This window comes from Grimontia sedimenti, assembly GCF_011045095.1.
Lineage (GTDB): Bacteria > Pseudomonadota > Gammaproteobacteria > Enterobacterales > Vibrionaceae > Enterovibrio > Enterovibrio sedimenti.
In genome coordinates, this window is record NZ_JAALDL010000013.1 from 80,383 (window position 1) to 103,857 (window position 23,475).

Sequence of the window (23,475 nt, forward strand, 5' to 3'; positions counted from 1 at the left end):
AGTCTCATTGTTGAGAATTTGCGTAAAAGTGGGTGATTTTTTCTTGGGGAGGGAAAAACGGACGTTTTTCCCAGAGAATTAGACAAGTGGTTGTGTGCTTGCCTTACCAATATTGTTCTGTCGTGATGTTGCCGGGCTTACGGCGCAGGTTTTTCTCTAACCCTTTTTCAATCAGGATGGCACGCACGTCTTTGACCATTTGCGGGTTGCCGCAAAGCATCACCTGACTTTTTTCCTGCGTCATCGTCAGGCCAACCATTCTTTCTAGTAGGCCATCTTCAAGGGCATGTGTGATCCTGCCTGACAACGCGCCGGCTTTTGGTTCGCGGCTGACAAACGGCTGGACGATGATTTGATCGCTGCGTTTTTGCTTCAGCTCGTTAATTTCTGCTTGGTAGCTGAGGTCTGCCGAGAAACGCACCGCATGTACCAGTACGACCTTACGAAAACGCTGCCATACCTCATCTTCTTGCAGGATGGACAGGAAAGGCCCAATGGCGGTTCCGGTGGAAAGCATCCAGAGGTCTTCGCCCTCGGGGATTTCTTCCAGCGTAAAAAAGCCGCTGGCTTCTTTGGTGATGAGAACCGTGTCTCCCGTTTCAAGTGCATGAAGCCTTGGAGATAAGAGGCCATCTGCTACACGGGTGGCATAGATTTCAAGGTGTTTGCTGTTGGGGGGATTGACGAAGGAGTAGGCACGCTGAATGATTTTGCCGTCGATTTCCAGACCAAGCTTGGTAAATTGCCCGGCAGTAAAGGCATCGACTTCTGCGTCGAGGACGAGGCTGAACAGATCTTTATTCCAGCGACGATTTTCTATAACTTCCGCTTTGATCCAGGTAGCCATACATCCTCCTCAAAAGTCAGTTTTTTATGCGCATTACTCTCGTGCTTGAACCCTATAAGTACAACGACGTTGCCCTTCAATAATGTGCTCTTCACGCGTGACCAGATATTCATCACCCAGTACAGTGCGGAAAATATTTTTCTCTGATTTACACAATGCCGGACAGCGTTTGGCCGCCTGACAGATAGGGCAGTGGTTTTCGATCAACAGGAAACCTTCCTCTATTTCCTGAAGCTCGGCCATGTAACCTTCGCTCTCTCTAAGATAAGCCAAGGTTTCAAGTTTAGCCTTTAAATTGTGGCAATCTTTGAGCGCGTCGCGGTAATGCTGCAACGTTTTTTCTTCACGTTGCTGAATGACTTTCTTTAGCCCGGCTTCGCCAAACAGAGACTCCACGGAGTCGATGACGGAAATCGCGAGATCGCCATGACTGTCTGCAAAACGGCGATGTCCTTCTGCGGTCAGCGACCAATGGCGCGTCGGGCGGCCAACTTTGACGCGAATATCGCTAAAATCCAACAGGCCTTCGTCTTCCATAGCCTGAAGGTGCTGGCGAATGCCCATGGTGGTTAAGCCCATTTCATCTGCCAACACTCGCGCACTTACTGCGCCTTCACGTTTTATCTTGTGCAGGATTTTATCGACTGTTTTCATCGCATCTTCGTCACTGATTTGGATACTTCATTATGCGGGGATGTAGGTAAATAAAGCAATGTCTTTACTTATTTAATGCTAATTCAGTGGAGCGAGGCGCTCTATTTCAGTAACGAAAAATTCAGCGGCGTAGTCCGTGTCGTCAAAGTGAGAAGCACTGTCACATCCTTAAAAATTACACCTGAAAGTCAACTGATCGCATAAGGTCGTGGTACGAAGGTGTATTTCCCTGTCTAGACTCTCCCGATGTTTTGAGAATTCAGGTTATCTGTTCTCAGTTTTTGGCGGTCGCAGGAGGTCGCATGACGGAGCAAAAAAGTTTCCCTGTTAAAAATCTTGTCATTCTGGCTGGGATTGCCGCGATACTGGTGATTGCCGCCTATTTCTATATTCGTCATCAAGAGCAGTATCCCAGCACTGACGATGCCTATGTACATGGCCACATTCTTTACATCGCACCCCAGATAAGCGGTCAACTGACGGAAGTGAATGTGGTTGATTTTGACCATGTCGACAAAGGACAGGTGATTGCCCGGATTAATCCTTCGCCTTATCAAGCCAGAGTCGAGCAGGCTAAGGCCGCATACGAAAACGCAGTGGCCGCCAACAAAGCAACCAGCGATGCAATTGTGGGGGCGAGTGCGCAAATCCAGTCTGCCTCCGCACAGCTGGATGACACCGAAGAGAAGTACCGACGCAATATGGCGCTGGTGGAGCGTGGCGTGCTACCAAAACAGTCCGGTGACGATTTAAAAGCAGAACTGGCAGCGGCGAAAAACAACCTCGACGCCGCGCGGGCAAGAATGTCTCAGCTCATTAATGAGCAGGGTGCATCCGGTACCGAAGCCCCTGCAGTGCGGCAGGCGGCAGCTGCACTTTCAGAAGCGTCTTTAAATCTTTCCTACACCACGATTATTGCACCGACTTCCGGCACGCTGGGGGATGTGAAAGTGCGTCCGGGCAGTGTGGTTGCGCCGGGACAGTCCTTAATGCCGATGATTGAGGATAATTCCTTCTGGGTTGAGGCCAATTACAAAGAAGATGCGCTGGGTTATATCCAACCTGATATGACGGCCACGATCGCGTTGGATATGTACTCTGATGTGACCTTCAAAGGCGTGGTACAGGCGATTTCGCCGGCAAGTGGTACCTCTTTTTCTCTGTTGCCGCCGGAAAATGCCACCGGTAACTGGGTGAAAGTTCCGCAACGATTTCCGGTGAGATTGACCATCACGAGAGAGGCTGACGAGCCGCCACTGCGGGTTGGGGCGAGCGCGACGGTAACCATTGATACCCTTGCAAAGGCGAAAGCCAATGACAGCCAACAGTGATGTTTCTCCGCAGCCGATGGAGGCTGGCAGTGCGAGGTTGATGGTCACTTTGGCGGTGATGCTCTCCGCCATCATGGTGTTGCTGGACATGACTATCGCCAATGTGTCGTTGCCGCATATGATGGGCGCGCTGGGTGTGACCTCTGAGCAGGTAACCTGGGTGCTGACCTCTTACTCGATGGCAGAGGCGATATGTATTCCCCTGGCGAGCTACCTCAGCCTGAAATTCGGTGTGCGTAAGTTGCTTTTGGTGTCCGTCGCGGGATTTATTACAACTTCTGCCCTGTGTGGGCAGGCGGACACCCTGACAGAAATGATCATTTTCCGCATCATGCAGGGCGCGTTTGGGGCAGCCGTCATCCCGCTTTCTCAATCTATCATGGTGCAGATCTATCCCAAGGAAGAGCGTGGTAAAGCGATGGCGCTCTTTTCTGTCGGCGTTTTACTGGGGCCCATTCTCGGCCCAACTGTTGGTGGCTTGATTACGGAGAACATGGACTGGCGCTGGATTTTCTACGTAAACGTGCCTGTCGGGGCGCTATGTCTATCACTCCTCTATTTCTTTGTGCACCTCGATGGTCGGGGTAAAACCACCGTCGACTGGCCGTTGGTGTTTGGCATGGCCATCGGTATTGGGCTTTTGCAGATGGTGCTTGAGCGCGGCAATGAGGATGGCTGGTTCAGCTCGAACACTATCCTGTTCTCGATGGTGATTGCGGTGCTGGCGTGGGCATTCTTTCTGGTGCGCTCGTTCCGTACCAAAGGTGAAATTGCCCCAATGTGGCTGTTAAAAGACCGGAATTTAGCGCTTTCCTGCATTGTCATGACAGGCTTTTCCATGGGCATGTTCGGTATCACCCAGTTACAACCCATGATGCTTGAGCAACTGTTGAATTACCCGGTGGATACCACGGGTTTTGTGATGGCGCCGCGGGGCCTGGCTTCCGCCATTGTGTTGCTTTCGATATCCCGGATTATCGACCGTTTGGATCCGCGAATGTTGATAGTGATTGGACTGGTTCTGAATGGTATCGGCAGCTTTATGATGATGCGCTATTCGCTCGATATCGATATCTACTGGGTGCTGCTGCCAAGCATTATTCAGGGGGCTGGAATGGGCTTAGTATTTGCGCCACTGAGCCAACTGGCATACGCGACGCTCGCGCCAAATCATGCGGTAGGCGGGGCGGTGGTGTTTAATCTTTGCCGGACGCTGGGTGGTTCGTTCGGTATCTCTATCGTGAACACTTACTTCAGCCGTATCCAGCAAAAAGAGTGGAACTCTCTAGGGGGAGGGATCACGCCCGAAAATCCTGTGGTTCAGCAATTTGCGGCCGCTCAGGGGCAGTCGGTCACGGATCCGGGGTTTATTGCGACGGTGACCAATATGCTTCACCAGCAATCGACGTTGCTCGCGTTCGTTTACACCTTCGGATTTATCATGGTGTCATACTTCTTTTGGTGCCTTTATTGGCGCTGTTCAAAAAAGGCGAGAAGCGGGAAGGTGGTTTGCCAGGCGGCCATTGATTGCTCTGGCCGATAAACAAAAAAAGCACGCCTTGGCGTGCTTTTTTCTGGTTCATCAATGCAATTACAGGATGTTTGCTTTCACTGCGTCGTCTTTACGATCCAGATAATGGATAGACTTGATACGACGGATAGTGCGGCACTTACCGCGAATAAGCAGGGTCTCTGTGGTCGCGATGTTGCCTTTGCGGGTGATGCCTTCCAGCAGATCGCCTTTGGTGATGCCAGTGGCTGAGAAAATCACGTTGTCGCTGCTCGCCATGTCTTCCATCTTCAGGCGGACATTGGTTTCGATGCCCATCTCTTTGCAGCGCTCGATTTCCAGTTCACCCATGCGGCGGTTTTCTTCGTTGTCTTCTTTCACTTCATGGCGAGGAAGAAGGCGGCCATTCATGTCACCGCCTAGTGCGCGGATCACTGCAGCAGACACCACACCTTCCGGTGCGCCGCCGATGCCGTACATCACATCCACTTCGCTGTCTGGCATACAGGTCAGTATAGACGCCGCCACATCGCCGTCAGGAATCGCGAAGACCTTGATGCCCATTTGCTGCATTTCGCGGATGGTGTCGTCGTGACGTGGCTTCGCCAGTGTCGTGACAACCAGCTCGTCCAGTGATTTACCCAGCGCCTTGGCAATGTTGATCAGGTTATCGCGAAGCGGCAGTTCAATGTTGATGACGCCTTTGGCTTCAGGACCAACCACCAGTTTTTCCATGTACATGTCTGGGGCTTTCAGGAAGGTGCCTTTCTCGCCTGCTGCTAATACCGCCAGTGCGTTGGACTGACCCATTGCCGTCATACGGGTCCCTTCGATTGGGTCAACCGCGATATCTACTGCGTCGCCACCCAGTCCCACTTTCTCACCGATGTATAGCATTGGCGCTTCGTCGATTTCGCCTTCACCGATAACAATTTCACCTTCAATATCGGTTTTGTTCAGCAAAACGCGCATCACTTCTACGGCAGCGCCATCAGCGGCATTTTTGTCACCGCGGCCAAGCCACTTGTAACCCGCCAGTGCTGCGCCTTCTGTGACGCGTGAAAAAGCCATCGCTAAATCGCGTTTCATCTTAACTCCAGAGAATTTAATACATGAAAGTGGGGCGTTGCCGACATCTTTGAGCGACAACGAAAAATCTCGGCGCGGATTCTACCATAAGGAAAAAGGAAACGTTTGCGTTTTTGAGACGAAGGCGCGCCCCTCCGATGGAAAGGCGCGTCAACAAAAGGTTATGGCTGCTCCCAGCCTTTGGCGCACTCGACTGCCCGCTGCCAGCCGCGATGACGGCGCTCGCGTTTGCCGTCGTCTGCGCATGGTGTAAACACACGGTCAATCTGGGCTTTGTCTTTCAGCTCATCAATCGAGCCCCAGAAACCCACGGCAAGGCCAGCAAGGTAGGCCGAACCCAGTGCAGTCACTTCGGTGACTTTCGGGCGCTGCACTTCGGTGTTCAGCACGTCAGACTGGAACTGCATCAAGAAGTTGTTTGCCACCGCGCCGCCGTCGACTTTCAGAAAATCGAGTTTGATGCCGGAGTCTGCTTCCATCGCGGTCAGTACATCGAGAGACTGGTAGGCGACACTTTCCAGCGTCGCGCGGATGATGTGGTTGGAATTCACACCCCGCGTCAGGCCAACGATGGCACCGCGTGCGTACGGGTCCCAATGTGGCGCACCCAAACCGGTAAAGGCAGGTACCACATAAACGCCATTGCTGGTGTCGACCTTGGTGGCGAAGTATTCAGAATCGCTGGCATCGGTAATGAGCTTCATTTCATCACGTAGCCATTGGATGGATGCGCCGCCCATAAACACGGCACCTTCCAGCGCATACGCCACTTCGCCTTTCGGGCCACAGGCTAATGTCGTCAGCAAACCATTGTAAGAGGTGACTTTCTCTTTGCCGGTGTTCATCAGAAGGAAGCAGCCAGTACCATAGGTATTTTTCGCCTGACCGGCTTCCACACACATCTGACCGAACAGAGCGGCTTGCTGATCCCCTGCGATCCCGGCGATCGGGACACGGGTGCCGCCTTTACCGCCGAGGTTGGCTTGACCATAGACTTCAGAAGAGGATTTCACTTCCGGCATCATGGAAAGCGGAATATCGAGCGCTTTGAGCAAGGTTTCATCCCACTCTAGCGAGTTAATATTAAACAGCATGGTGCGGCTGGCGTTGGTGTAGTCAGTGACGTGGACGCGTCCTTGAGTCATCTTCCAAATCAGCCAGGTATCGACGGTGCCGAACATTAGGTCGCCGTTTTTTGCGAGCTCATGTGCGCCATCAACATGGTCGAGAATCCATTTAATTTTGGTGCCGGAGAAATACGGGTCTACCACCAAACCAGTATTGTCACGAATGTACTCTTCGTAGCCGTCGGCTTTAAGCTGCTCACAAATCGGTGCGGTGCGGCGGCATTGCCAGACAATGGCATTATAAATCGGCTTTCCGGTGTGGCGATTCCAGACGATGGTGGTCTCACGCTGGTTGGTAATACCAATAGCAGCGATCTCATCTGAGCGTATTCCCACTTTGCCCATGGCCTCTACCAGTGTTGAGGTCTGGGTGGCGAAGATTTCCAACGGGTCATGCTCAACCCAGCCGGATTCTGGGTAGATTTGGGTGAATTCGCGTTGGGCGACCGTCACGATATTGGCATCGTGGTCAAGGATAACGGCTCTGGAGCTGGTGGTTCCCTGATCGAGGGCGACAATATATTTCGGTTCGGTGCTCATGAAATCTCCTCGCTGTTTTCTTAAATCATAGCGTTTATCGTCCGGGACCATTACCGGAGCCTGGCATCATTACTTTATCGGCGAAACAGTTTTCGGAAAGTGGCTGGCAAGCAAAATGTGCGTTCGCTCATTATTTGTTCTTTTGGTGAGCGTTTCCGCGCATTGGATGCTTAGAAATGAGAAAGAAGACGATGAGATTCCCAGAAAAGAAAAAGGCTGACAGCAAAGTGTCAGCCCGGCCGAGTTCGGCAAGTCTTGGAGTAATCCAAGAGAGATACGATCGCCATTACCCTAACACGGGTTGAGTGAATAGAAATTGCTTGTGATCGCATTTTTAGTCATTTTTGTGAGTGATGAAGCATAATCATAAAGAATCAATGGGTTAGGAATTCGCTTAAATGGTGATTTTTTGTCCGCTTGTGACCGAAATAGGAAATCCGAAGGTGCGACTCATGTCATGGGCAGTTAGAATAGCTCTTTGGGACGCACAAGGCGTGAAACCAGAGATGGCGAGCCTTGGCGAGAGAATTGATAAGTTGGAACACATAGGTGGCCTTGATGTCATTGGAAATTTTAGAGCAGCTTGAAGCCAAGGTTCAGATGGCAGTAGACACAATTTCTCTGCTGCAGATGGAAATCGAAGAACTGAAAGAGAAGAACGAAACACTGAGCAGTGAATCAAACACGATCCGTGAAAGCCGTGAAGCGCTGGAGCAGGAAAATGCTCGCCTGAAGGCGGATCAAGAAGCATGGCAACAACGCATTCGCAGCCTGCTTGGCAAAATCGAAGAAGTCGAATAAGCCAAAACAAAAACAGAGCCTTAAGGCTCTGTTTTTCTCTCTGCGGGCAGTGGCGGTTTATTCGATATCAATCGCTTCCTGAGAAAGGATAACGCCTGTGGTATCTGCATACAGGTGATCTTCCGGCAAGAAAGTCACCCCACCGAAATTCACAGGTACGTCCACTTCACCAATGCTTTGGCTATCCGCACCCACCGGGATTGATGCCAGCGCCTGAATACCGATATCCAGCTCGTCAATGGTATCGACATCGCGTACACAACCATACACCACAATGCCTTCCCAGTTGTTGTCCGCAGCCATGGCGGCAATGTCTGCATCAACCAATGCACGGCGCAGTGAGCCGCCACCGTCTACCAGCATCACACGGCCTTCGCCGTCCTGCTCGGCCACTTCACGAATCAGTCCATTGTCTTCAAAGCACTTGATGGTTGTCACCTGACCACCAAAAGAGCTGCGGCCACCGTATGAACTCATCATCGGTTCAAGAACATCAACCTGATCCAGGTACATGTCACACAGTTCAGAGGTATTGTATTCCATAGTCAGACTTCTCTTAGGCAATTGGGGCTGAATCGTTGTGGCGCCAAGGTTGGGCTTCGCGTCACCCTCAGCAAAAAAGTATACGACAAGCTAAGGCTTTGCAATGACTCACGGCACAATTCATCAGGCCGCTTGTCATCACCTTTGTCACTGTATCAACTAATTAAGATGCCTGCCGCAAACAAGGCGTTCGTTAGTAGTGCGACTTTTACAATATCGCCCATCATCGGACGCAGGGTTTCGCCATCCGGCGATTGCCAAACGGCAAGACCGTGTTTTGCTGCCAATGGCAGTGCTAACAGGAACAGCCAACCTGACCAACCCACAGGTTGAAGCAGTGAATAGAGGGCAAAGCTCGCGAAAGCAGCAGTGAGCAACACTTGATGATAGGCGCGGCCCCATTGTGGCCCCATTCGGACTACCAAGGTGTGTTTGCTGCAGGCGCGATCATTATCAATGTCGCGCAGATTGTTGATATTCAGCACGCCCACCGCCAGCAAACCACATGCCGTGGCAGGCAGTAGAACGACAGAGTTTAATGTTCCGGTTTGCAGGTAATAGGTGCCAGCCACGCCGAGCCAGCCAAAGAAAATCAGTACCGACAGGTCGCCCAACCCTTTGTAGCCATAAGGCTTGTTCCCTACGGTGTAGCAAATGGCCGCGACAATCGCGAGCGCACCAAGGCCAATAAAACTGAGGATGTCAGCGGTTTTGTCGAATGCTGTCAGCACCAGTGCCGCGCCCACGACGATAGTTAGGACCACGTTGAGAATCATGGCTTTTTTCATCGTCGCTGGCGTAACAAGGCCTTGCTGAATCGCACGTTTAGGGCCAAGACGGTCATCGTTATCTGTGCCTTTGATGGCATCACCGTAATCATTGGCAAGGTTCGACAGGATCTGCAGAAGCAGCGCGGTCACCAGTGCCAATACCGTGAGGGTGATAGAAAACTGTGAGGTTTGCGCTGCCACAGCACTGCCACACAGAATGCAGGCTATCGCCAGTGGCAAGGTTTTCGGACGGGCGGCATCGAGCCAGGTTTTGAAAGTAGATGCGGACATATCGCCTTGGCATTGAATGATTTAAAGCAGGTCACATTATTGGTGTTTTTGTCGCAGCGGGCAATGCTAATACCAATCGTAGTAAATATCTGCTCATCCTAGCTTGTTAAAATGCTCCATAACTGCGTTGAAAAATTTGATTGTAGAATAACTACTTATCGAAATTTTCCGCCTTGTTCTCGAGCATTTTTTCTGCGCTATTTCTGATCAGCTACCTACTGTGATTGGTATAATCCCGGATGTGGCGTCTCCAGATACGAGAAAGGGCAGCGATATGCTGCCCTTTGAGTAACTTTACCTGAATAATTACAGGATGAAGCGGCTCAGATCTTCGTCGTCGACCAGCTCTTCAAGGTGGCTGCGCACGTATTCTGAGTTGATTTCGAAAGACTCACCGCCACGCTCGCTCGCGTCGAAGGAGATTTCGTCTACCAGGCGCTCCATCACGGTGTGCAGACGACGGGCACCGATGTTCTCGGTTTTCTCGTTCACACGCCATGCCGCATTTGCGATCTCTTCAATGCCATCTTCGGTGAAGGTCAGGTTCACTTCTTCGGTACCCATCAGCGCAGAGTATTGCGCCGTCAGGGAAGCATTAGGTTCGGTCAGGATGCGTTTGAAGTCAGATGCAGTCAGCGCTTCCAGCTCAACGCGGATTGGCAGACGGCCCTGAAGCTCCGGGATCAGATCTGACGGAGACGCTACCTGGAATGCACCGGATGCGATGAACAGGATGTGGTCAGTTTTCACCATGCCGTGCTTGGTAGAGACGGTACTGCCTTCAACGAGTGGCAGCAGGTCGCGCTGAACACCTTCACGGGAAACGTCTGGGCCTGAGCTTTCACCGCGTTTACAAATTTTGTCGATTTCGTCGATGAATACGATACCGTTGTTTTCCACTGACGCGATGGCCTGATCTTTCAGTTCTTCCTGATTGACCAGCTTCGCCGCTTCCTCTTCGGTTGCGGCTTTCAGCGCGTCTTTCAGCTTCATCTTGCGCTTTTTCGCTGTGGTGCCGCCACCCAGATTCTGGAACATGCTCTGCAGCTGGTTGGTCATTTCTTCCATACCAGGAGGCGCCATGATTTCCATGCTCATCTGTGGCGCCGCCAAATCGATCTCGATTTCTTTATCGTCCAGCTGGCCTTCACGGATTTTCTTGCGGAAGCTTTGGCGGGTTGCCGAGTCAGCTTTTGGCTCTTCATTCTGGCCCCAAGCGTCACGTGGCGGTGGAAGAAGTACATCGAGAATGCGCTCTTCTGCCAGCTCTTCTGCGCGGAATTTCACTTTTTCCATCGCTTGGTGGTGGGTCATTTTGACCGCCACATCCGTCAGATCGCGGATGATGGTTTCCACTTCTTTACCCACATAGCCCACTTCGGTGAACTTGGTAGCTTCGACTTTGATGAACGGCGCATTGGCCAGCTTCGCCAGACGGCGGGCAATTTCGGTTTTACCGACACCGGTAGGGCCGATCATCAGAATATTTTTCGGGGTTACTTCTACACGCAGATCTTCATTGAGCTGCATGCGACGCCAGCGGTTACGAAGTGCGATAGCAACGGCGCGCTTGGCTTTGTCCTGACCGATAATGTGTCGGTCAAGCTCGGAAACGATTTCACGTGGGGTCATTTCAGACATGCTTTAGATCCTGTCTTAATAATCGAGTTCTTCAACGGTGTGGTGCTGGTTGGTGAACACACAGATGTCACCCGCGATGGTCAGCGATTTTTCAGCGATTTCGCGTGCATCCAGCTCAGTGTTTTCAAGCAGTGCAGTGGCTGCTGCCTGTGCGAAGTTGCCGCCTGAACCAATCGCAATCAGATCGTGTTCTGGCTGAACCACATCACCGTTACCTGTGATGATCAGCGACGCTGTTTCGTCTGCGACTGCCAGCAAGGCCTCAAGGCGACGCAGTGCACGGTCAGTACGCCAGTCTTTAGCCAGCTCTACTGCCGCTTTGGTCAGGTGCCCCTGATGCATTTCCAGTTTGCGTTCAAAGCGTTCGAACAGGGTGAATGCGTCGGCTGTACCACCGGCAAAACCTGCCAGTACCTTGTTGTTGTATAAACGGCGAACTTTACGGGCATTGCCCTTCATGACCGTATTACCCAGTGACACCTGGCCATCACCGGCGATCACTACTTTGCCGTTGCGGCGAACAGAAACGATAGTTGTCACGGAAGAACCTCTACTTTTCTCTCTGGTTATTACCAGTATGGGTTGTTACTGCAGAGGTGGGGACGGGGATAAATAAATTCAAGGGTAAAGCCATCGAGATTATTGCTTTACCCTTCAAGTGTTCAGAATCAGTTCAGCTGGCGGGAAATCAGTTCCAATACCAGATAGCACAAGGCTCGATGCCTGCGCGGCGAAGCAGGTTGCGATCGCGCTCTGCTTCACGCTTCATCGGGTAAGGACCAAGTACCACACGGTACCAGAGGCCTTTTTCACCCTGACTGGTTTTGATATGGCTTTCGAGACCCTGGAACGCAATCATGGCTTTGCGCTCGTCAGCCTGACTGGCACTGCGGTAAGCGCCACACTGCATCAAATAAGGTCGGCTGGAAAGTTCTGGCTCGCTGGCCTCGACTTTCACTTCTTTGTTTTCTAGCTCTTCAATGTAGCTCCATTTCTCCTCAGGTTTTGGCGGGATCACTTTCTCGTCTTTCTTCTGAGGTTTAACGGCTGGCTTCACCGGTTTGGTTTCAACAACAGGCTCTGCGGGTGGTTCACTGGTGGAAAGGTAATAGAGACCATAGCCAAAGCCTGCCACCAAGATCAGAGCGAGAAAAGCCCATTTGAAAGGGAAAGCAGGTTTAGGAGGCTGCTTCTTGGTGTTTCGGGTTGGTTTACGTGGTGCTTTGCCACGTTTGACATAATCTCTGGTTGCCACTGATTTTCGTGTCTTTTCTGCTCAATAAAGGCTATATGGTACTGGCTCGCGAACTTGCGCGCCAGTACCAGTCTGACCAGATTAGCGTGATGGTGGTGCCACACTCTCGCGGATAACGAGCTGGGCATCAAGAAGGCGTGAACCTGCTTGCACATCATTGCCTTTGAGGATTTTCAGCAGCATTAACATCGCCTGACGGCCAATGTCGTAGCGTGGCTGGGAAACCGTGGTCAGGGCCGGGTCGCAGTATTCTGCGAACTGGATGTCATCGAAGCCGACAATCGAAATGTCATGCGGCACGCGGAAACCCAGTCGTTTTGCTTGCTGCATAGCACCAATCGCCATCACATCAGAGTGACAGAATACCGCGGTCGGTGGGGTTGGCAGCGAAAGCAAGGTGGTCATTGCACGTGCGCCTGCAGCAAAGGTGAAATCACCGTTCACTGTGTAGGCGGGATTGATGGTCACGCCACCACGGCGCAACGCCTGTTGATAGCCCTGCACGCGGAACTGGGTGAGCGCAGCATCAGGATCGCCGGTGATCTGCGCGATCTGCTTGTGGCCGACCTGAGTCAGGTAGTTCACCGCTTCAAACGCTGCAGTCAGGTTATCGATGTGAACGGTAGGCAGTTCCAGTTCAGGCGCGTATTCACAGGCCATAACCAGTGGAGGCAGGTTCTTCTGCTCCGGCTTGCTGACGTCAAAAGGAAGATCAGTACCTAAAAGGAGCATACCGTCAGCTTGCTTGGTGAAGACCAGGTTAACGAACGAACTTTCGCGGCTTTCCTGTTGGCCACTGTCACCCAGCAGCACGAGATAGCCGTGCTCCATCGCCGCTTCCTCGATACCGCGGATGATCTCTGTAAAGTAGGGATCACAGATGTCAGGCACGATAGCCACGATGGTTTTAGATTCATTGCGACGTAAGTTTCTTGCCAGCGAGTTGGGGCTGTAGCCCGCTTCCATTACCGCTTGCTCAACTTTTTTTCGGGTAGACGCCGAGACTTTTTCCGGGTTCATCAGCGCGCGAGAAACCGTCGCCGTAGAGACGCCGGCCAGATGGGCAACATCCTTCATTGTCGCCATAGTGTAATTCCTCTTTCTCGTTATGATTGGCGATGCTTCCCAGATGACCGGGACCTTCAGCAACGGGACAATTTTTGTCCACACGCCCTATCTTAATCCTATGGAGATGTATTAAACATGGTCATGTTAACAGTAATTGCAAGAATACCGTGATCTCGGTCGGTTTAAGTGAATGAAATTGCATTCAGCTCATATCTTGCGGTTCGATATCGAGTGACCAGCGGACTTTTTTAGACAGCGGCAACTGGCGTATTGCCGGCAGCGCCATGGTTAATCTTTGCTGTAAAATCTTGCGGTTAGGCGCTTGGAAAATCAGCTGCCAGCGAAAACGCCCTGCTCTGCGGTGCAATGGCGCTGGCGCTGGCCCCATGACTGCGCATTCATCTTCTGGGATTGGTGATGCATCAAGCACGGTTCTCGCCTGATGCAGAAACTGCTCCACTTCCCCACTGTGGTGTGATTCGGCGCGGAGCAGGGCGAAGTAGCTGTAAGGTGGCAGATACGCCATTTTGCGCTCATTCAGCGCTTCAGCGGCAAAGCTGTCATAGCCTTTGTGGATAAGTGATTGCAGCAAGGCATGTTCCGGATGGTGCGTTTGAAGCAATACATACCCGGGTTTGCTGGCGCGTCCTGCACGTCCTGCTACCTGAACAAACAGCTGTGCCAAACGTTCCGGTGCACGGAAATCGTTACTGAAAAGCGCGCTGTCCACATCCACCAAAGCCACCAAAGTGACGTCAGGAAAGTGATGGCCTTTCGCCAGCATTTGGGTGCCAATCAGGATTTGGTATTCCTTGTTGTGAATGGCATTAAGGTAGGCTTCGAGCGCGCCTTTACGACGTGTGTTGTCACGGTCGATTCGGATGGTTTTGTATTCCGGAAACAAGGTTTCCAACTGGGCTTCCAACTGCTCGGTGCCTACACCGACACTGATCAATTGCGTTGAGCCACAACTTCCACATTGGTGCGGAATAGGGCGCTGCGATCCGCAATGGTGACAGCGAAGTTCATTACTGCTCTGGTGCAGGGTGTAATAGGCGTCGCAGCGTTTACATTCAGCCAGCCAACCACATTCGTGACACATCAGTGCAGGCGCATAGCCGCGGCGGTTCAAAAACAACATCACCTGATTGCCTTGAGAAAGGTGCTTTCGCATCTCAGCAATCAAAGGGGCGGAAAGTCCTGCTTCTAAATAAAGGCCGCGAATATCCAACACCCCGTTTTGGGTTTTGAGTGCATTACCCGCGCGCACAGATAAAGTCAGATGATGGTATTTGCCAGTTTTGGCGTTGTGCAGGCTTTCAAGGCAAGGTGTAGCAGAGCCGAGTACTACGGGCACATTCTCTTCATGCCCACGCATGACGGCCAGATCGCGGGCATGATAACGGAAAGAGTCCTGCTGTTTATAAGACGCATCATGCTCTTCATCGACAACAATAATGCCGAGTGACTTACACGGCGAAAACAGGGCAGAACGGGTACCGATAATAATGGCAGCTTCATTGTCGCGGGCTGCCAGCCAGGCGTTTAGGCGCTCGGTATCATTGAGCCCGGAATGCATCACCACGACAGGCACATTGAAACGGCGTTTGAAACGGTTGATGGTTTGCGGCGTCAGACCAATTTCGGGTACCAGGATGAGTGCTTGCTGACCGCGTTTTAGCACAGGCTCCAAAAGGTTCAGGTAGACCTCTGTTTTCCCTGACCCGGTGACGCCTTCTATTAAATAGCAGGCAAATTCCGGATTGGCATTGATAGTGGCAACCGCCATCGCCTGCTCGCTGTTGAGCCTTGGCTTGTCTTCCACGACTTCATAGCTTTGTTGCCAAGGCTTTGCGCGCTGCTCTTTTATTGCTTCAATCCAGCCTTTTTCTTCCACCGCTTTGAGAATGGTGGCGCTTAACTCTTCTTCCAGCAGATCGCTGTGCGTCATCGCGCCTTGGCGTAATAAGGTTAAAACGCGAGCCTGTTTAGGCGCACGGGTGAGGGCAGACAATGGCTGCTCTTTCCCGGCTTCTGTCAGTTGCCAGCATTTTTCACGGTCTTTGACTGCAGGTTTGCCTTTTCGCAGTGCGCCCGGCATCACGGTCGCCAGTGCATCACCTAATGGATACTGGTAGTAGCGGCTTGCCCAGTTCAATACCTTATATAAAGAGGGCGTCCATAGCGGGGTGCTATCCAAAACCGCATTGATGGGTTTGATTTGCTCGAGCGGAAATTCAGAGGTGTTGGTCAATGCGACGACAATGCCCACTTTATATTGCTTACCAAACGGGACACGCACGCGACCACCCACAACCGGCATTTCATTGGTAATGCGATAGTCGAAGGTTTTATGAAGCGGAACGGGCAGCGCCACCTGAGCAATCGTCGGGGTCATTGTGCGATAAGGTCTTGGAATTCAAATAAGGTTGGCGACAGTGTACCCATGCTGCTGGCGGGCGAAAAGCACAGGGTGAAGATTCTTTGGCCCCACCCATTGAAAGTACATGGAAATGAATTGAACAAAAAAGTTGCGATCGCAGGTCACCTTGATTAGAATCCGCGCCTTACAAACAGTTTGTTAACGACGTGTGGTGCCCGATAGGCTCGGGAGAGCGACACGGCCTTAGATAAGAGGTAATCCCTATGAAAGCTGGTATCCATCCAGAATACGCTGCAGTAACTGCAAAATGTTCATGTGGCAACACTTTTGAATTCAAAACGACTCTGGGTAAAGACATCAACCTGGACGTATGTGACAAGTGTCACCCATTCTACACCGGTACTCAGCGTGTAGTTGACACTGGTGGTCGTGTTGACCGCTTCAAGAAACGTTTCGGCGTTCTTAGCAGCAAGTAATTGCGAATTTAATAAAAAAGGGTGCGTAAGCACCCTTTTTTGTTGCCTGATACAGCTTGTAAGACCTTTTACACCCTTCAGTATAGGTAGACTATTACAGTTTATCCAAGCGAGTTTTGCCAACTTGGTTCAATCCTTACTAGCCGTGGCTTTCGCGCTGCGTTAACATTTTAAATTCCTTTATCTTCCGCCCAATGACCTGAAAGTGTCATAAGAAATGACGACACTTGTCTTTTATTTGAGTCCGCTAAACTCAATAGAGGAATAAGTCGTTGCCTGTGTGGAGATACAGGCAATGAGCGGGAAGATGCAACCTGGATAAACATGGGACTGCGCAAATTCCGCCACTTGTTGATTGTAATGCCCAGCTTGCGGGAAGGCAGTCAGCAAGATAATGGGGCAGGCAGAGGGCCCCTTATTATATTTAGCCAATAACAATTACAGTCAGGAACAATACATGTCTGAAGACAAACGCCAACAGGCGCTGGACTATCATGAATTTCCAGTGCCGGGCAAAATCTCCGTAGAACTCTCCAAACCCGCTGATACCGTAGAAGATCTGGCGCTGGCGTACAGCCCAGGTGTTGCAGAGCCCGTCCGCGAAATCGCACAAGATGCCGACAACGTTTATAAATACACTGCAAAGGGCAACATGGTTGCAGTGATCTCAAACGGCACCGCGATCCTCGGTCTGGGCAACCTTGGCCCGCTGGCTTCCAAGCCGGTGATGGAAGGTAAAGCACTGCTGTTCAAACGCTTCGCTGGTCTCGATTCTATCGACATCGAAGTGAAACACCGTACTATCGAAGAGTTCGTCGATACGGTTGCGAACATCTCTGACACTTTCGGTGGTATCAACCTGGAAGACATCAAAGCGCCAGACTGCTTTGAGATTGAAAAGCAGCTCATCGAGCGCTGTCATGTGCCGGTATTCCACGATGACCAACACGGTACCGCGATTGTAACTGCCGCAGGTATGTTGAATGCGCTTGAGCTTCAGGGCAAAGACATCAAAGAGTCGGTCATCATCTGTCTGGGTGCAGGTGCGGCGGCAGTGGCGTGTATGGAACTGCTCATCAAATGCGGTGCGCAGCGTGAGAAAATCTACATGCTGGACCGTAAAGGCGTGATTCACACCCGTCGTGATGACATCAACGAATACAAGCAACTGTTCGCCAACAACACGGACAAGCGCACGCTGGAAGACGTGATTGAAGGCGCGGACATTTTCCTTGGTGTATCCGGCCCGGATCTATTGCCACCGGAAGCGCTGAAGCTGATGGCGGACAAGCCAATCGTGTTTGCGTGTTCAAACCCAGACCCTGAAATCAAACCGGATCTGGCACACGAAGTGCGTGATGACCTGATTATGGGTACGGGTCGTTCTGATTACCCGAACCAGGTGAACAACGTGCTTTGTTTCCCATTCATTTTCCGTGGCGCACTGGATGTTCGTGCCAGCCGTATCAACGATGAAATGAAACTGGCTGCGGTAGAAGCTATCCGTGCACTGGCGAAAGAGCCGGTGCCGGAAGGCGTATTGAAAGCAGCACGTGTTGATAAGCTGGAGTTTGGTAAGGAATACATCATTCCAAAACCAATGGACCCGCGCCTGTTGCCACGCGTGGCGAAAGCTGTTGCTCACGCTGCGGTGGAGTCAGGTGTCGCGCGAATTGAAATGCCGGAAAACTACATGGCAGATAAAGAAGCATAATTGCGGCTTTATATGAATAAAAAAACCAGCCGATTGGCTGGTTTTTTGTTTGAATCTTTTCGAGAAGTTAACGAAATCAATACTCTTCTTCGTTAAACTCGATGCCTAATTCCTTCATAATGCGCTTAACTTCCGCTGGCACACTATCGCTTTTATCCTTGCGAATGTCGTCGTCCGTTGGCAGTGGCTGTCCGGTGTAGGCATGCAGAAATGCTTCGCAAAGCAATTCACTGTTGGTGGCATGGCGTAGATTGTTGACCTGGCGACGGGTACGTTCGTCGGTCAGGATTTTAAGCACTTTTAGCGGGATAGAGACGGTGATTTTCTTTACCTGCTCTTTCTTTTTACCGTGCTCGGCGTAAGGGTTAATATACTCGCCATTCCAGTCTGCCATTGTTCACCTTCTGTAGCAGTTTAGGGTCTAAAATCGCTGCCAACACGGGGAACAAAATGCCCAGGTTGGATGAAACACAAATTCTAGCGATATTAACTGCTACATGTAAAGACATATGGACGTCTAGAAGTGTTGACGTCTCAAGTTTGAATGGTTAAGGTTGACCAAATACCAATCAGATCACATTTTGATTTAAGATTGCGCTGAATACGATCATATAAAGACAGGGAAGCACGCCATGAGCGACAAGAAGTCCGCAACCATCGCCGTCCGCACCGGTATCACTACAGATTCACAGCACCACGCCGTTGTGCCTCCACTGTACCTTTCGACGAATTATGAATTCCCTGAGTTTGGCGAAGTGCCGACTTATGACTATGCCCGTGGTGGTAACCCAACCCGTTCTTTACTGGAAAAAGCGTTAGCTGATCTGGAAAACGGCTCAGGCGCTGTGGTCACAAACTGCGGCATGGCAGCCATTAACCTTCTACTGTCACTGGTTTCACCGGATGACCTGATTATCGCCCCGCACGATTGCTACGGCGGTACCTACCGTTTGTTCGATTCACGTGCAAAGAAAGGCGCTTTCAAGGTGGAGTTTGTAGACCAAACTGACTCTGCAGCTATTGATGCCGCACTGGCGAAGAATCCTAAACTGGTCTGGCTTGAAACGCCATCTAACCCACTGCTGCGCGTGGTTGATGTTGCAAACATCTGCGAAAAAGCCAAAGCCATCGGCGCTTGGGTTGGTGTCGATAACACCTTCCTGTCTCCCGCTTTGCAGCAGCCACTGAACCTTGGGGCAGATTTTGTTGTTCATTCAACCACCAAATTTATTAATGGCCATTCAGATACCGTCGGTGGCGTTGTGGTGGCGAAAGAAGCCGAGCTTTATGAAGAGCTGAAATGGTGGGGTAACTGCATTGGGGCTACCGGTAACGCATTCGATAGCTACATGACGCTGCGTGGTCTTCGCACTCTGAACGCAAGAATGCGTCAGCATGAGGAAAACAGTGCAGAAGTACTGGAATACCTCAAACAGGAATCTCTGGTGAGCACTATCTACCATCCGGCGCTGCCAACGCACCCGGGCCATGAGATTGCGAAGAAACAACAATCAGGTTTTGGCGGAATGTTGAGCTTTGAGCTTAAAGGCGGTGAAAGTGAGCTGAAACTTTTCCTATCCTCCCTTAAGCTGTTCACTTTGGCCGAATCATTGGGTGGCGTGGAGAGTCTGGTGACACATCCTGGCTCAATGACGCACCGTGCCATGTCGGACGAAGCGCAAGCGGAAGCAGGCTTGGCGGCCACACTGCTTCGTCTGTCTATCGGTTTGGAAGACAAAGCCGATCTGGTCGCCGACCTGAAACAAGCATTCGATAAAGTAAGAGAGAGCCAGTAATGAGCGCGGTTGAAGTCGTATCCCCTCAGCAGTCGCAGTCCCGTCAGTTACATAAGTTCGGGGGCAGCAGCCTAGCCGACCCTGATTGTTTTCGCCGAGTCACGCGTATTCTTGCGCAATACAGTGGTGAAACGGACATTATCGTGGTGTCTGCAGCGGGCAAAACCACGAACCGTCTGATTGAATGGCTGGATCTGCTTGGAAAAGACGGTCGGTTGGCCCATGAAGCGCTGCAAAGCTTGCGTAAATATCAGCAGGACTTGATTGAGAACCTGATTGAAGGCGAGCAAAAGCAATCGCTGGTGGATGCATTGTATGAAGACTTCAGCGTCTTGGCGCAGGCGGCGGAAAACCCACTGACTGGAGCTCAACGCGCTTGGGCGCAAGGCTTTGGTGAAGTCTGGTCGGCACGTTTGTTGTCTGCACTGCTGACACAGCTTGAATTACCTGCCGTGATGCTCGACTCCCGTTCTTTCCTGCGTGCTGAACGTGGTGCACAGCCAGAAGTGGATCGCGCAAGCTCGTGGCCCCTTCTGAAAGAACAACTGGTTCAACATACCAAACGCCGCGTTGTTATCACCGGATTCATGGCACGTAACACTGAAGGTGAAACCGTGCTGCTGGGGCGCAATGGCTCCGACTACTCAGCAACCATCATCGGTGCCTTAGCAGATGTCAGTCGTGTAACCATCTGGAGTGACGTCGCTGGTGTATACAGTGCAGACCCACGCATTGTTGGTGACGCCTGTCTGCTGCCGCTTCTGCGCCTTGATGAAGCGGCTGAACTGGCGCGTCTTGCTGCTCCTGTTCTGCACACCCGAACGCTGCAGCCAGTAGCACAAAGCTGTATCGACCTGAATCTGCGCTGTAGCTATGACCCAGAATCCGGCTCAACCCGCATTGAACGTGTTCTGGCTTCTGGCCGGGGCGCTAAAATCATTACTTCATTGAGTGATGTCTGCCTGCTTGAACTGGATGTACCGCGCTCACACGACTTTGATACCGCGCGCCGCGATATCGAACGACTGTTGACCCGAAACCAAATCCAGCCGCTGGCGTCATCATTCAGTGCTGACCAACACCGTATCCAGCTCGCTTATACAGGCGAAGTGGTCAACAGCGTGTTGGAACAGCTGCAAAACGCCGGCATTCCTGCTGATATCCGTCTCCGTGAAGGCTACAGCATGGTCGCCGCGGTGGGCGCAGGTGTCACGGCAAACCCTGTTCATTGCCACGGCTTTTACCAACAGCTTCGCAGCCAACCGATAGAGTTTATCTGCGAGTCTGGCAGTGGCCTCAGCATCGCGGCGATTTTGCGTAAAGCGAACACATCGGCGTTGGTGTCAGATATTCACCGCGCACTTTTCCAGGCGCAGCGTCGCATTGGCTTGGTGTTGCTGGGTAAAGGCAATATCGGTAGTCGTTGGCTGAATCTATTTGCGGAGCAAAAAGCGGCACTTGAAAAACGCCATGGCATGAGCTTTGAGCTCATCTCGGTGCAAGACAGTGATAACCAGTGGGTCGATTTCGATGGTATTGATGCAGATAGCGTCATGGTCCGTTTTGATGAAGTTGCTAAGCCATATGAAGGGAGCGATTGGCTGACTGCATTGCTCAATCACCCTTACGATGACATTGTCGTGCTGGACGTGACTGCCAGTGCACCGCTGTCGATGCAATATCCGGATCTGGCTGAACATGGTTATCACCTGATTTCTGCGAACAAGGTGGCAGGCTCTGCGAGTGGCGAGTTATACCATCAGGTTCAGGATGCGTTTGCGAAGACAGGTCGTTTCTGGCTGTACAACGCGACAGTCGGTGCAGGCCTTCCCGTGAACCATGCGGTGCGAGATTTGCGTGAAAGCGGCGATCATATTATTGCGATCTCAGGCATCTTCTCTGGAACCTTGTCTTGGCTGTTCCAGCAGTTCAACGGCGATATCAAATTCAGTGAGCTTTTGGAACAGGCGTGGCAACAAGGTCTGACCGAACCTGACCCACGTGAAGATCTCAGCGGGTCGGATGTCATGCGTAAGCTTGTGATTCTGGCGCGTGAGTCTGGCTTAGATATCGAGCCGGAGCAGGTACAGGTGCAATCACTGGTACCCGAGGCGCTTTCCGCACTGTCGCTGGATGCATTTCTGGATAACAGCAGTCAGCTTGATGAAGCGCTTGAAGATTGGCTTGAGCAGGCGAAAAGAGAGCAGGGCGTCCTTCGCTATGTAGCAAGACTCTCTCGCGATGGAAAAGCGCGTGTTGGGATTGAAGTGCTGCCTGAAGAACACCCTCTTGCCAATCTGCTGCCTTGCGACAACATCTTTGCTATCGAGAGTCAGTGGTATCGTGAAAACCCATTGGTTATTCGCGGGCCAGGTGCGGGTCGTGATGTGACCGCAGGCGCTTTACTCTCTGACTTGAATCGCATCGCATCTTTGTTGAAATAGTCAGGAAGTGAAAGGAAAAAGCGGAGCTGAGTCTCCGCTTTTTTGTACCCTAAGCATTCGGGTAAAGTACACGCGCTAATTTAAGAGTGCTGTGCTTGAGAGACTTACATGATCATCATGAATAAAATTCAAGTTAAGTAAGTTGACTTTAAATTGCCCGCAATTCAATATCTAGACATATAGACGTCTATATGGATGTCAGCTTTAAAAGGATTTTTCGGTAGGATGTTGCCGAAGTAGGGAGACGTTATGGGATATTCACACGCCAGTCATTTGGACGCACTTAATCAAAACCTTTCTGACCTGAACGGCGATATTAACGTTTCGTTTGAGTTCTTCCCACCCAGCTCTGAAGCCATGGAGCAAACGCTTTGGGCTTCGGTACAACGTCTGAAAACCCTGAAACCTAAATTTGTTTCCGTGACTTACGGTGCAAACTCCGGTGAGCGTGACCGTACCCATGGCATCGTGAAAAGCATCAAGCAGGAGACTGGTATTGAAGCCGCGCCTCACCTGACCTGTATCGATGCGAGCCGCGATGAGCTACGTGACATTGCGCGCGACTACTGGAACAGTGGTATCCGCCATATTGTTGCCCTGCGTGGTGACCTGCCAGAGAAAAGCCAGAAACCGGACATGTACGCAGCGGATCTGGTTGAGCTTTTGAAAGGTGAAGCTGATTTCGATATCTCCGTTGCGGCTTATCCGGAAGTTCACCCGGAAGCGAAAAGTGCGCAAGCTGACCTGATCAACCTTAAGCGTAAAGTCGATGCCGGTGCAAATCGCGCTATCACACAGTTCTTCTTTGACGTTGAAAGCTACCTGCGTTTTCGTGACCGCTGCGCTGCGGCAGGTATTGATGTTGAAATCATCCCGGGGATCTTGCCTGTATCAAACTTCAAGCAGGCTTCGAAGTTTGCCAACATGACCAATGTGCGTATTCCAGCTTGGATGTACAAGCAGTATGAAGGTCTGGAAGATGATGCGGTAACCCGTCAGATGGTCGGTGCGAGTAATGCTATCGATATGGTGCGCGTGTTAAGTCGTGAAGGCGTGAAGGACTTCCACTTCTATACGCTGAACCGTGCTGAGTTGACCTACGCGCTTTGCCACACATTGGGTGTGCGCCCTACTGCGTAGAAAGAAAAGCCCATAAGCCAAAAACAAAAAAACCGTCGCAAAGCGACGGTTTTGT

19 protein-coding genes and 1 pseudogene are annotated in these 23,475 nt (G+C 51.4%); 8 read left to right on the top strand and 12 right to left on the bottom strand.

Annotated features, from left to right (window positions below; translation table 11 throughout):
• Positions 1-103 precede the first annotated feature (103 nt).
• A complete protein-coding gene (locus G5S52_RS16600) occupies positions 104-847 on the bottom strand; it encodes a ferredoxin--NADP reductase (protein ID WP_002535273.1) in 744 nt (247 codons plus the stop codon).
• Between the two features lie 33 nt (positions 848-880).
• Positions 881-1,501, bottom strand: a complete 621-nt coding sequence (locus G5S52_RS16605; RefSeq protein ID WP_002535271.1) for a helix-turn-helix transcriptional regulator — start codon at positions 1,499-1,501, stop codon at positions 881-883.
• A gap of 302 nt (positions 1,502-1,803) precedes the next feature.
• Here G5S52_RS16605 and G5S52_RS16610 point away from each other — a divergent pair, with 302 nt between their 5' ends.
• A complete protein-coding gene (locus G5S52_RS16610; protein ID WP_165016051.1) occupies positions 1,804-2,832 on the top strand; it encodes an HlyD family secretion protein in 1,029 nt (342 codons plus the stop codon).
• A pseudogene (locus G5S52_RS16615) lies at positions 2,816-4,359 on the top strand (DHA2 family efflux MFS transporter permease subunit). Before G5S52_RS16610 ends, G5S52_RS16615 begins: the two are co-directional and overlap by 17 nt.
• A 64-nt stretch (positions 4,360-4,423) precedes the next feature.
• Here the strand turns inward: G5S52_RS16615 and glpX are convergent.
• Together glpX and glpK are read right to left on the bottom strand one after the other, a co-directional pair.
• A complete protein-coding gene (gene glpX, locus G5S52_RS16620) occupies positions 4,424-5,431 on the bottom strand; it encodes a class II fructose-bisphosphatase (protein WP_062666973.1) in 1,008 nt (335 codons plus the stop codon).
• 161 nt (positions 5,432-5,592) lie between these two features.
• Complete coding sequence (gene glpK, locus G5S52_RS16625) at positions 5,593-7,098, bottom strand: glycerol kinase GlpK (protein WP_165016055.1); 1,506 nt, start codon at positions 7,096-7,098, stop codon at positions 5,593-5,595.
• A 558-nt stretch (positions 7,099-7,656) separates the two neighbouring features.
• On the opposite strand from glpK, the gene zapB reads away from it, so the two are divergent.
• Positions 7,657-7,899, top strand: a complete 243-nt coding sequence (gene zapB, locus G5S52_RS16630; protein WP_165016058.1) for a cell division protein ZapB — start codon at positions 7,657-7,659, stop codon at positions 7,897-7,899.
• 57 nt (positions 7,900-7,956) lie between these two features.
• Here zapB and rraA read toward each other — a convergent pair whose 3' ends face one another.
• The 7 genes from rraA to priA form a co-directional block, all read right to left on the bottom strand.
• Positions 7,957-8,442, bottom strand: a complete 486-nt coding sequence (rraA, locus tag G5S52_RS16635; protein ID WP_002535263.1) for a ribonuclease E activity regulator RraA — start codon at positions 8,440-8,442, stop codon at positions 7,957-7,959.
• A 155-nt stretch (positions 8,443-8,597) separates the two neighbouring features.
• Positions 8,598-9,503 carry a 1,4-dihydroxy-2-naphthoate polyprenyltransferase gene (locus tag G5S52_RS16640; protein WP_165016061.1) on the bottom strand — a complete coding sequence of 302 codons (906 nt, stop codon included), beginning with the start codon at positions 9,501-9,503 and terminating at the stop codon, positions 8,598-8,600.
• 306 nt (positions 9,504-9,809) lie between these two features.
• On the bottom strand, positions 9,810-11,144 hold the full coding sequence (gene hslU / locus G5S52_RS16645) for an ATP-dependent protease ATPase subunit HslU (RefSeq protein ID WP_165016064.1): 1,335 nt from the start codon (positions 11,142-11,144) through the stop codon (positions 9,810-9,812).
• 15 nt (positions 11,145-11,159) lie between these two features.
• Positions 11,160-11,684, bottom strand: a complete 525-nt coding sequence (gene hslV, locus G5S52_RS16650) for an ATP-dependent protease subunit HslV (protein WP_002535260.1) — start codon at positions 11,682-11,684, stop codon at positions 11,160-11,162.
• Positions 11,685-11,832: 148 nt separating this feature from the next.
• On the bottom strand, positions 11,833-12,399 hold the full coding sequence (locus tag G5S52_RS16655) for an SPOR domain-containing protein (protein ID WP_002535259.1): 567 nt from the start codon (positions 12,397-12,399) through the stop codon (positions 11,833-11,835).
• Positions 12,400-12,480: 81 nt separating this feature from the next.
• Entirely contained in the window at positions 12,481-13,509 is a 1,029-nt protein-coding gene (gene cytR, locus G5S52_RS16660; protein WP_368737481.1) for a DNA-binding transcriptional regulator CytR, read from the bottom strand.
• A gap of 160 nt (positions 13,510-13,669) precedes the next feature.
• The gene (gene priA, locus G5S52_RS16665) at positions 13,670-15,865 is read right to left on the bottom strand and encodes a primosomal protein N' (protein WP_165016070.1); all 2,196 of its coding nucleotides are present in this window, start codon (positions 15,863-15,865) and stop codon (positions 13,670-13,672) included.
• Positions 15,866-16,113: 248 nt separating this feature from the next.
• Here priA and rpmE point away from each other — a divergent pair, with 248 nt between their 5' ends.
• Positions 16,114-16,326 (top strand): 50S ribosomal protein L31, encoded by a 213-nt coding sequence (gene rpmE, locus G5S52_RS16670; RefSeq protein ID WP_002535255.1) that lies wholly within the window; start codon positions 16,114-16,116, stop codon positions 16,324-16,326.
• Between the two features lie 457 nt (positions 16,327-16,783).
• Positions 16,784-18,040, top strand: a complete 1,257-nt coding sequence (locus G5S52_RS16675) for a malic enzyme-like NAD(P)-binding protein (RefSeq protein ID WP_165016073.1) — start codon at positions 16,784-16,786, stop codon at positions 18,038-18,040.
• A gap of 76 nt (positions 18,041-18,116) precedes the next feature.
• Here the strand turns inward: G5S52_RS16675 and metJ are convergent, their stop codons facing one another.
• Positions 18,117-18,434: a met regulon transcriptional regulator MetJ gene (metJ, locus tag G5S52_RS16680; RefSeq protein ID WP_002535253.1), complete on the bottom strand. Its 318-nt coding sequence runs from the start codon at positions 18,432-18,434 to the stop codon at positions 18,117-18,119.
• 238 nt (positions 18,435-18,672) lie between these two features.
• Between metJ and G5S52_RS16685 the strand changes: the two genes are divergently transcribed.
• The 3 genes from G5S52_RS16685 to metF all read left to right on the top strand — a co-directional run bounded on the left by G5S52_RS16685 (position 18,673) and on the right by metF (position 23,420).
• Positions 18,673-19,836, top strand: coding sequence for an O-succinylhomoserine (thiol)-lyase (locus G5S52_RS16685; RefSeq protein WP_165016076.1), 1,164 nt, complete (start codon positions 18,673-18,675; stop codon positions 19,834-19,836).
• Positions 19,836-22,280: a bifunctional aspartate kinase/homoserine dehydrogenase II gene (locus G5S52_RS16690; RefSeq protein WP_165016079.1), complete on the top strand. Its 2,445-nt coding sequence runs from the start codon at positions 19,836-19,838 to the stop codon at positions 22,278-22,280. Before G5S52_RS16685 ends, G5S52_RS16690 begins: the two co-directional genes overlap by 1 nt.
• A 249-nt stretch (positions 22,281-22,529) precedes the next feature.
• On the top strand, positions 22,530-23,420 hold the full coding sequence (gene metF, locus G5S52_RS16695; protein WP_165016082.1) for a methylenetetrahydrofolate reductase: 891 nt from the start codon (positions 22,530-22,532) through the stop codon (positions 23,418-23,420).
• Positions 23,421-23,475 lie beyond the last annotated feature (55 nt).

Excerpts from the sequence above, each read along its gene's own strand:
- G5S52_RS16600 (WP_002535273.1), bottom strand. The coding sequence starts at position 847 with ATGGCTACCTGGATCAAAGCGGAAGTTATAGAAAATCGTCGCTGGAAT.
- G5S52_RS16605 (WP_002535271.1), bottom strand. The coding sequence starts at position 1,501 with ATGAAAACAGTCGATAAAATCCTGCACAAGATAAAACGTGAAGGCGCA.
- G5S52_RS16610 (WP_165016051.1), top strand. The coding sequence starts at position 1,804 with ATGACGGAGCAAAAAAGTTTCCCTGTTAAAAATCTTGTCATTCTGGCT.
- glpX (WP_062666973.1), bottom strand. The coding sequence starts at position 5,431 with ATGAAACGCGATTTAGCGATGGCTTTTTCACGCGTCACAGAAGGCGCA.
- glpK (WP_165016055.1), bottom strand. The coding sequence starts at position 7,098 with ATGAGCACCGAACCGAAATATATTGTCGCCCTCGATCAGGGAACCACC.
- zapB (WP_165016058.1), top strand. The coding sequence starts at position 7,657 with ATGTCATTGGAAATTTTAGAGCAGCTTGAAGCCAAGGTTCAGATGGCA.
- rraA (WP_002535263.1), bottom strand. The coding sequence starts at position 8,442 with ATGGAATACAATACCTCTGAACTGTGTGACATGTACCTGGATCAGGTT.
- G5S52_RS16640 (WP_165016061.1), bottom strand. The coding sequence starts at position 9,503 with ATGTCCGCATCTACTTTCAAAACCTGGCTCGATGCCGCCCGTCCGAAA.
- hslU (WP_165016064.1), bottom strand. The coding sequence starts at position 11,144 with ATGTCTGAAATGACCCCACGTGAAATCGTTTCCGAGCTTGACCGACAC.
- priA (WP_165016070.1), bottom strand. The coding sequence starts at position 15,865 with ATGACCCCGACGATTGCTCAGGTGGCGCTGCCCGTTCCGCTTCATAAA.
- rpmE (WP_002535255.1), top strand. The coding sequence starts at position 16,114 with ATGAAAGCTGGTATCCATCCAGAATACGCTGCAGTAACTGCAAAATGT.
- G5S52_RS16675 (WP_165016073.1), top strand. The coding sequence starts at position 16,784 with ATGTCTGAAGACAAACGCCAACAGGCGCTGGACTATCATGAATTTCCA.
- metJ (WP_002535253.1), bottom strand. The coding sequence starts at position 18,434 with ATGGCAGACTGGAATGGCGAGTATATTAACCCTTACGCCGAGCACGGT.
- G5S52_RS16685 (WP_165016076.1), top strand. The coding sequence starts at position 18,673 with ATGAGCGACAAGAAGTCCGCAACCATCGCCGTCCGCACCGGTATCACT.
- G5S52_RS16690 (WP_165016079.1), top strand. The coding sequence starts at position 19,836 with ATGAGCGCGGTTGAAGTCGTATCCCCTCAGCAGTCGCAGTCCCGTCAG.
- metF (WP_165016082.1), top strand. The coding sequence starts at position 22,530 with ATGGGATATTCACACGCCAGTCATTTGGACGCACTTAATCAAAACCTT.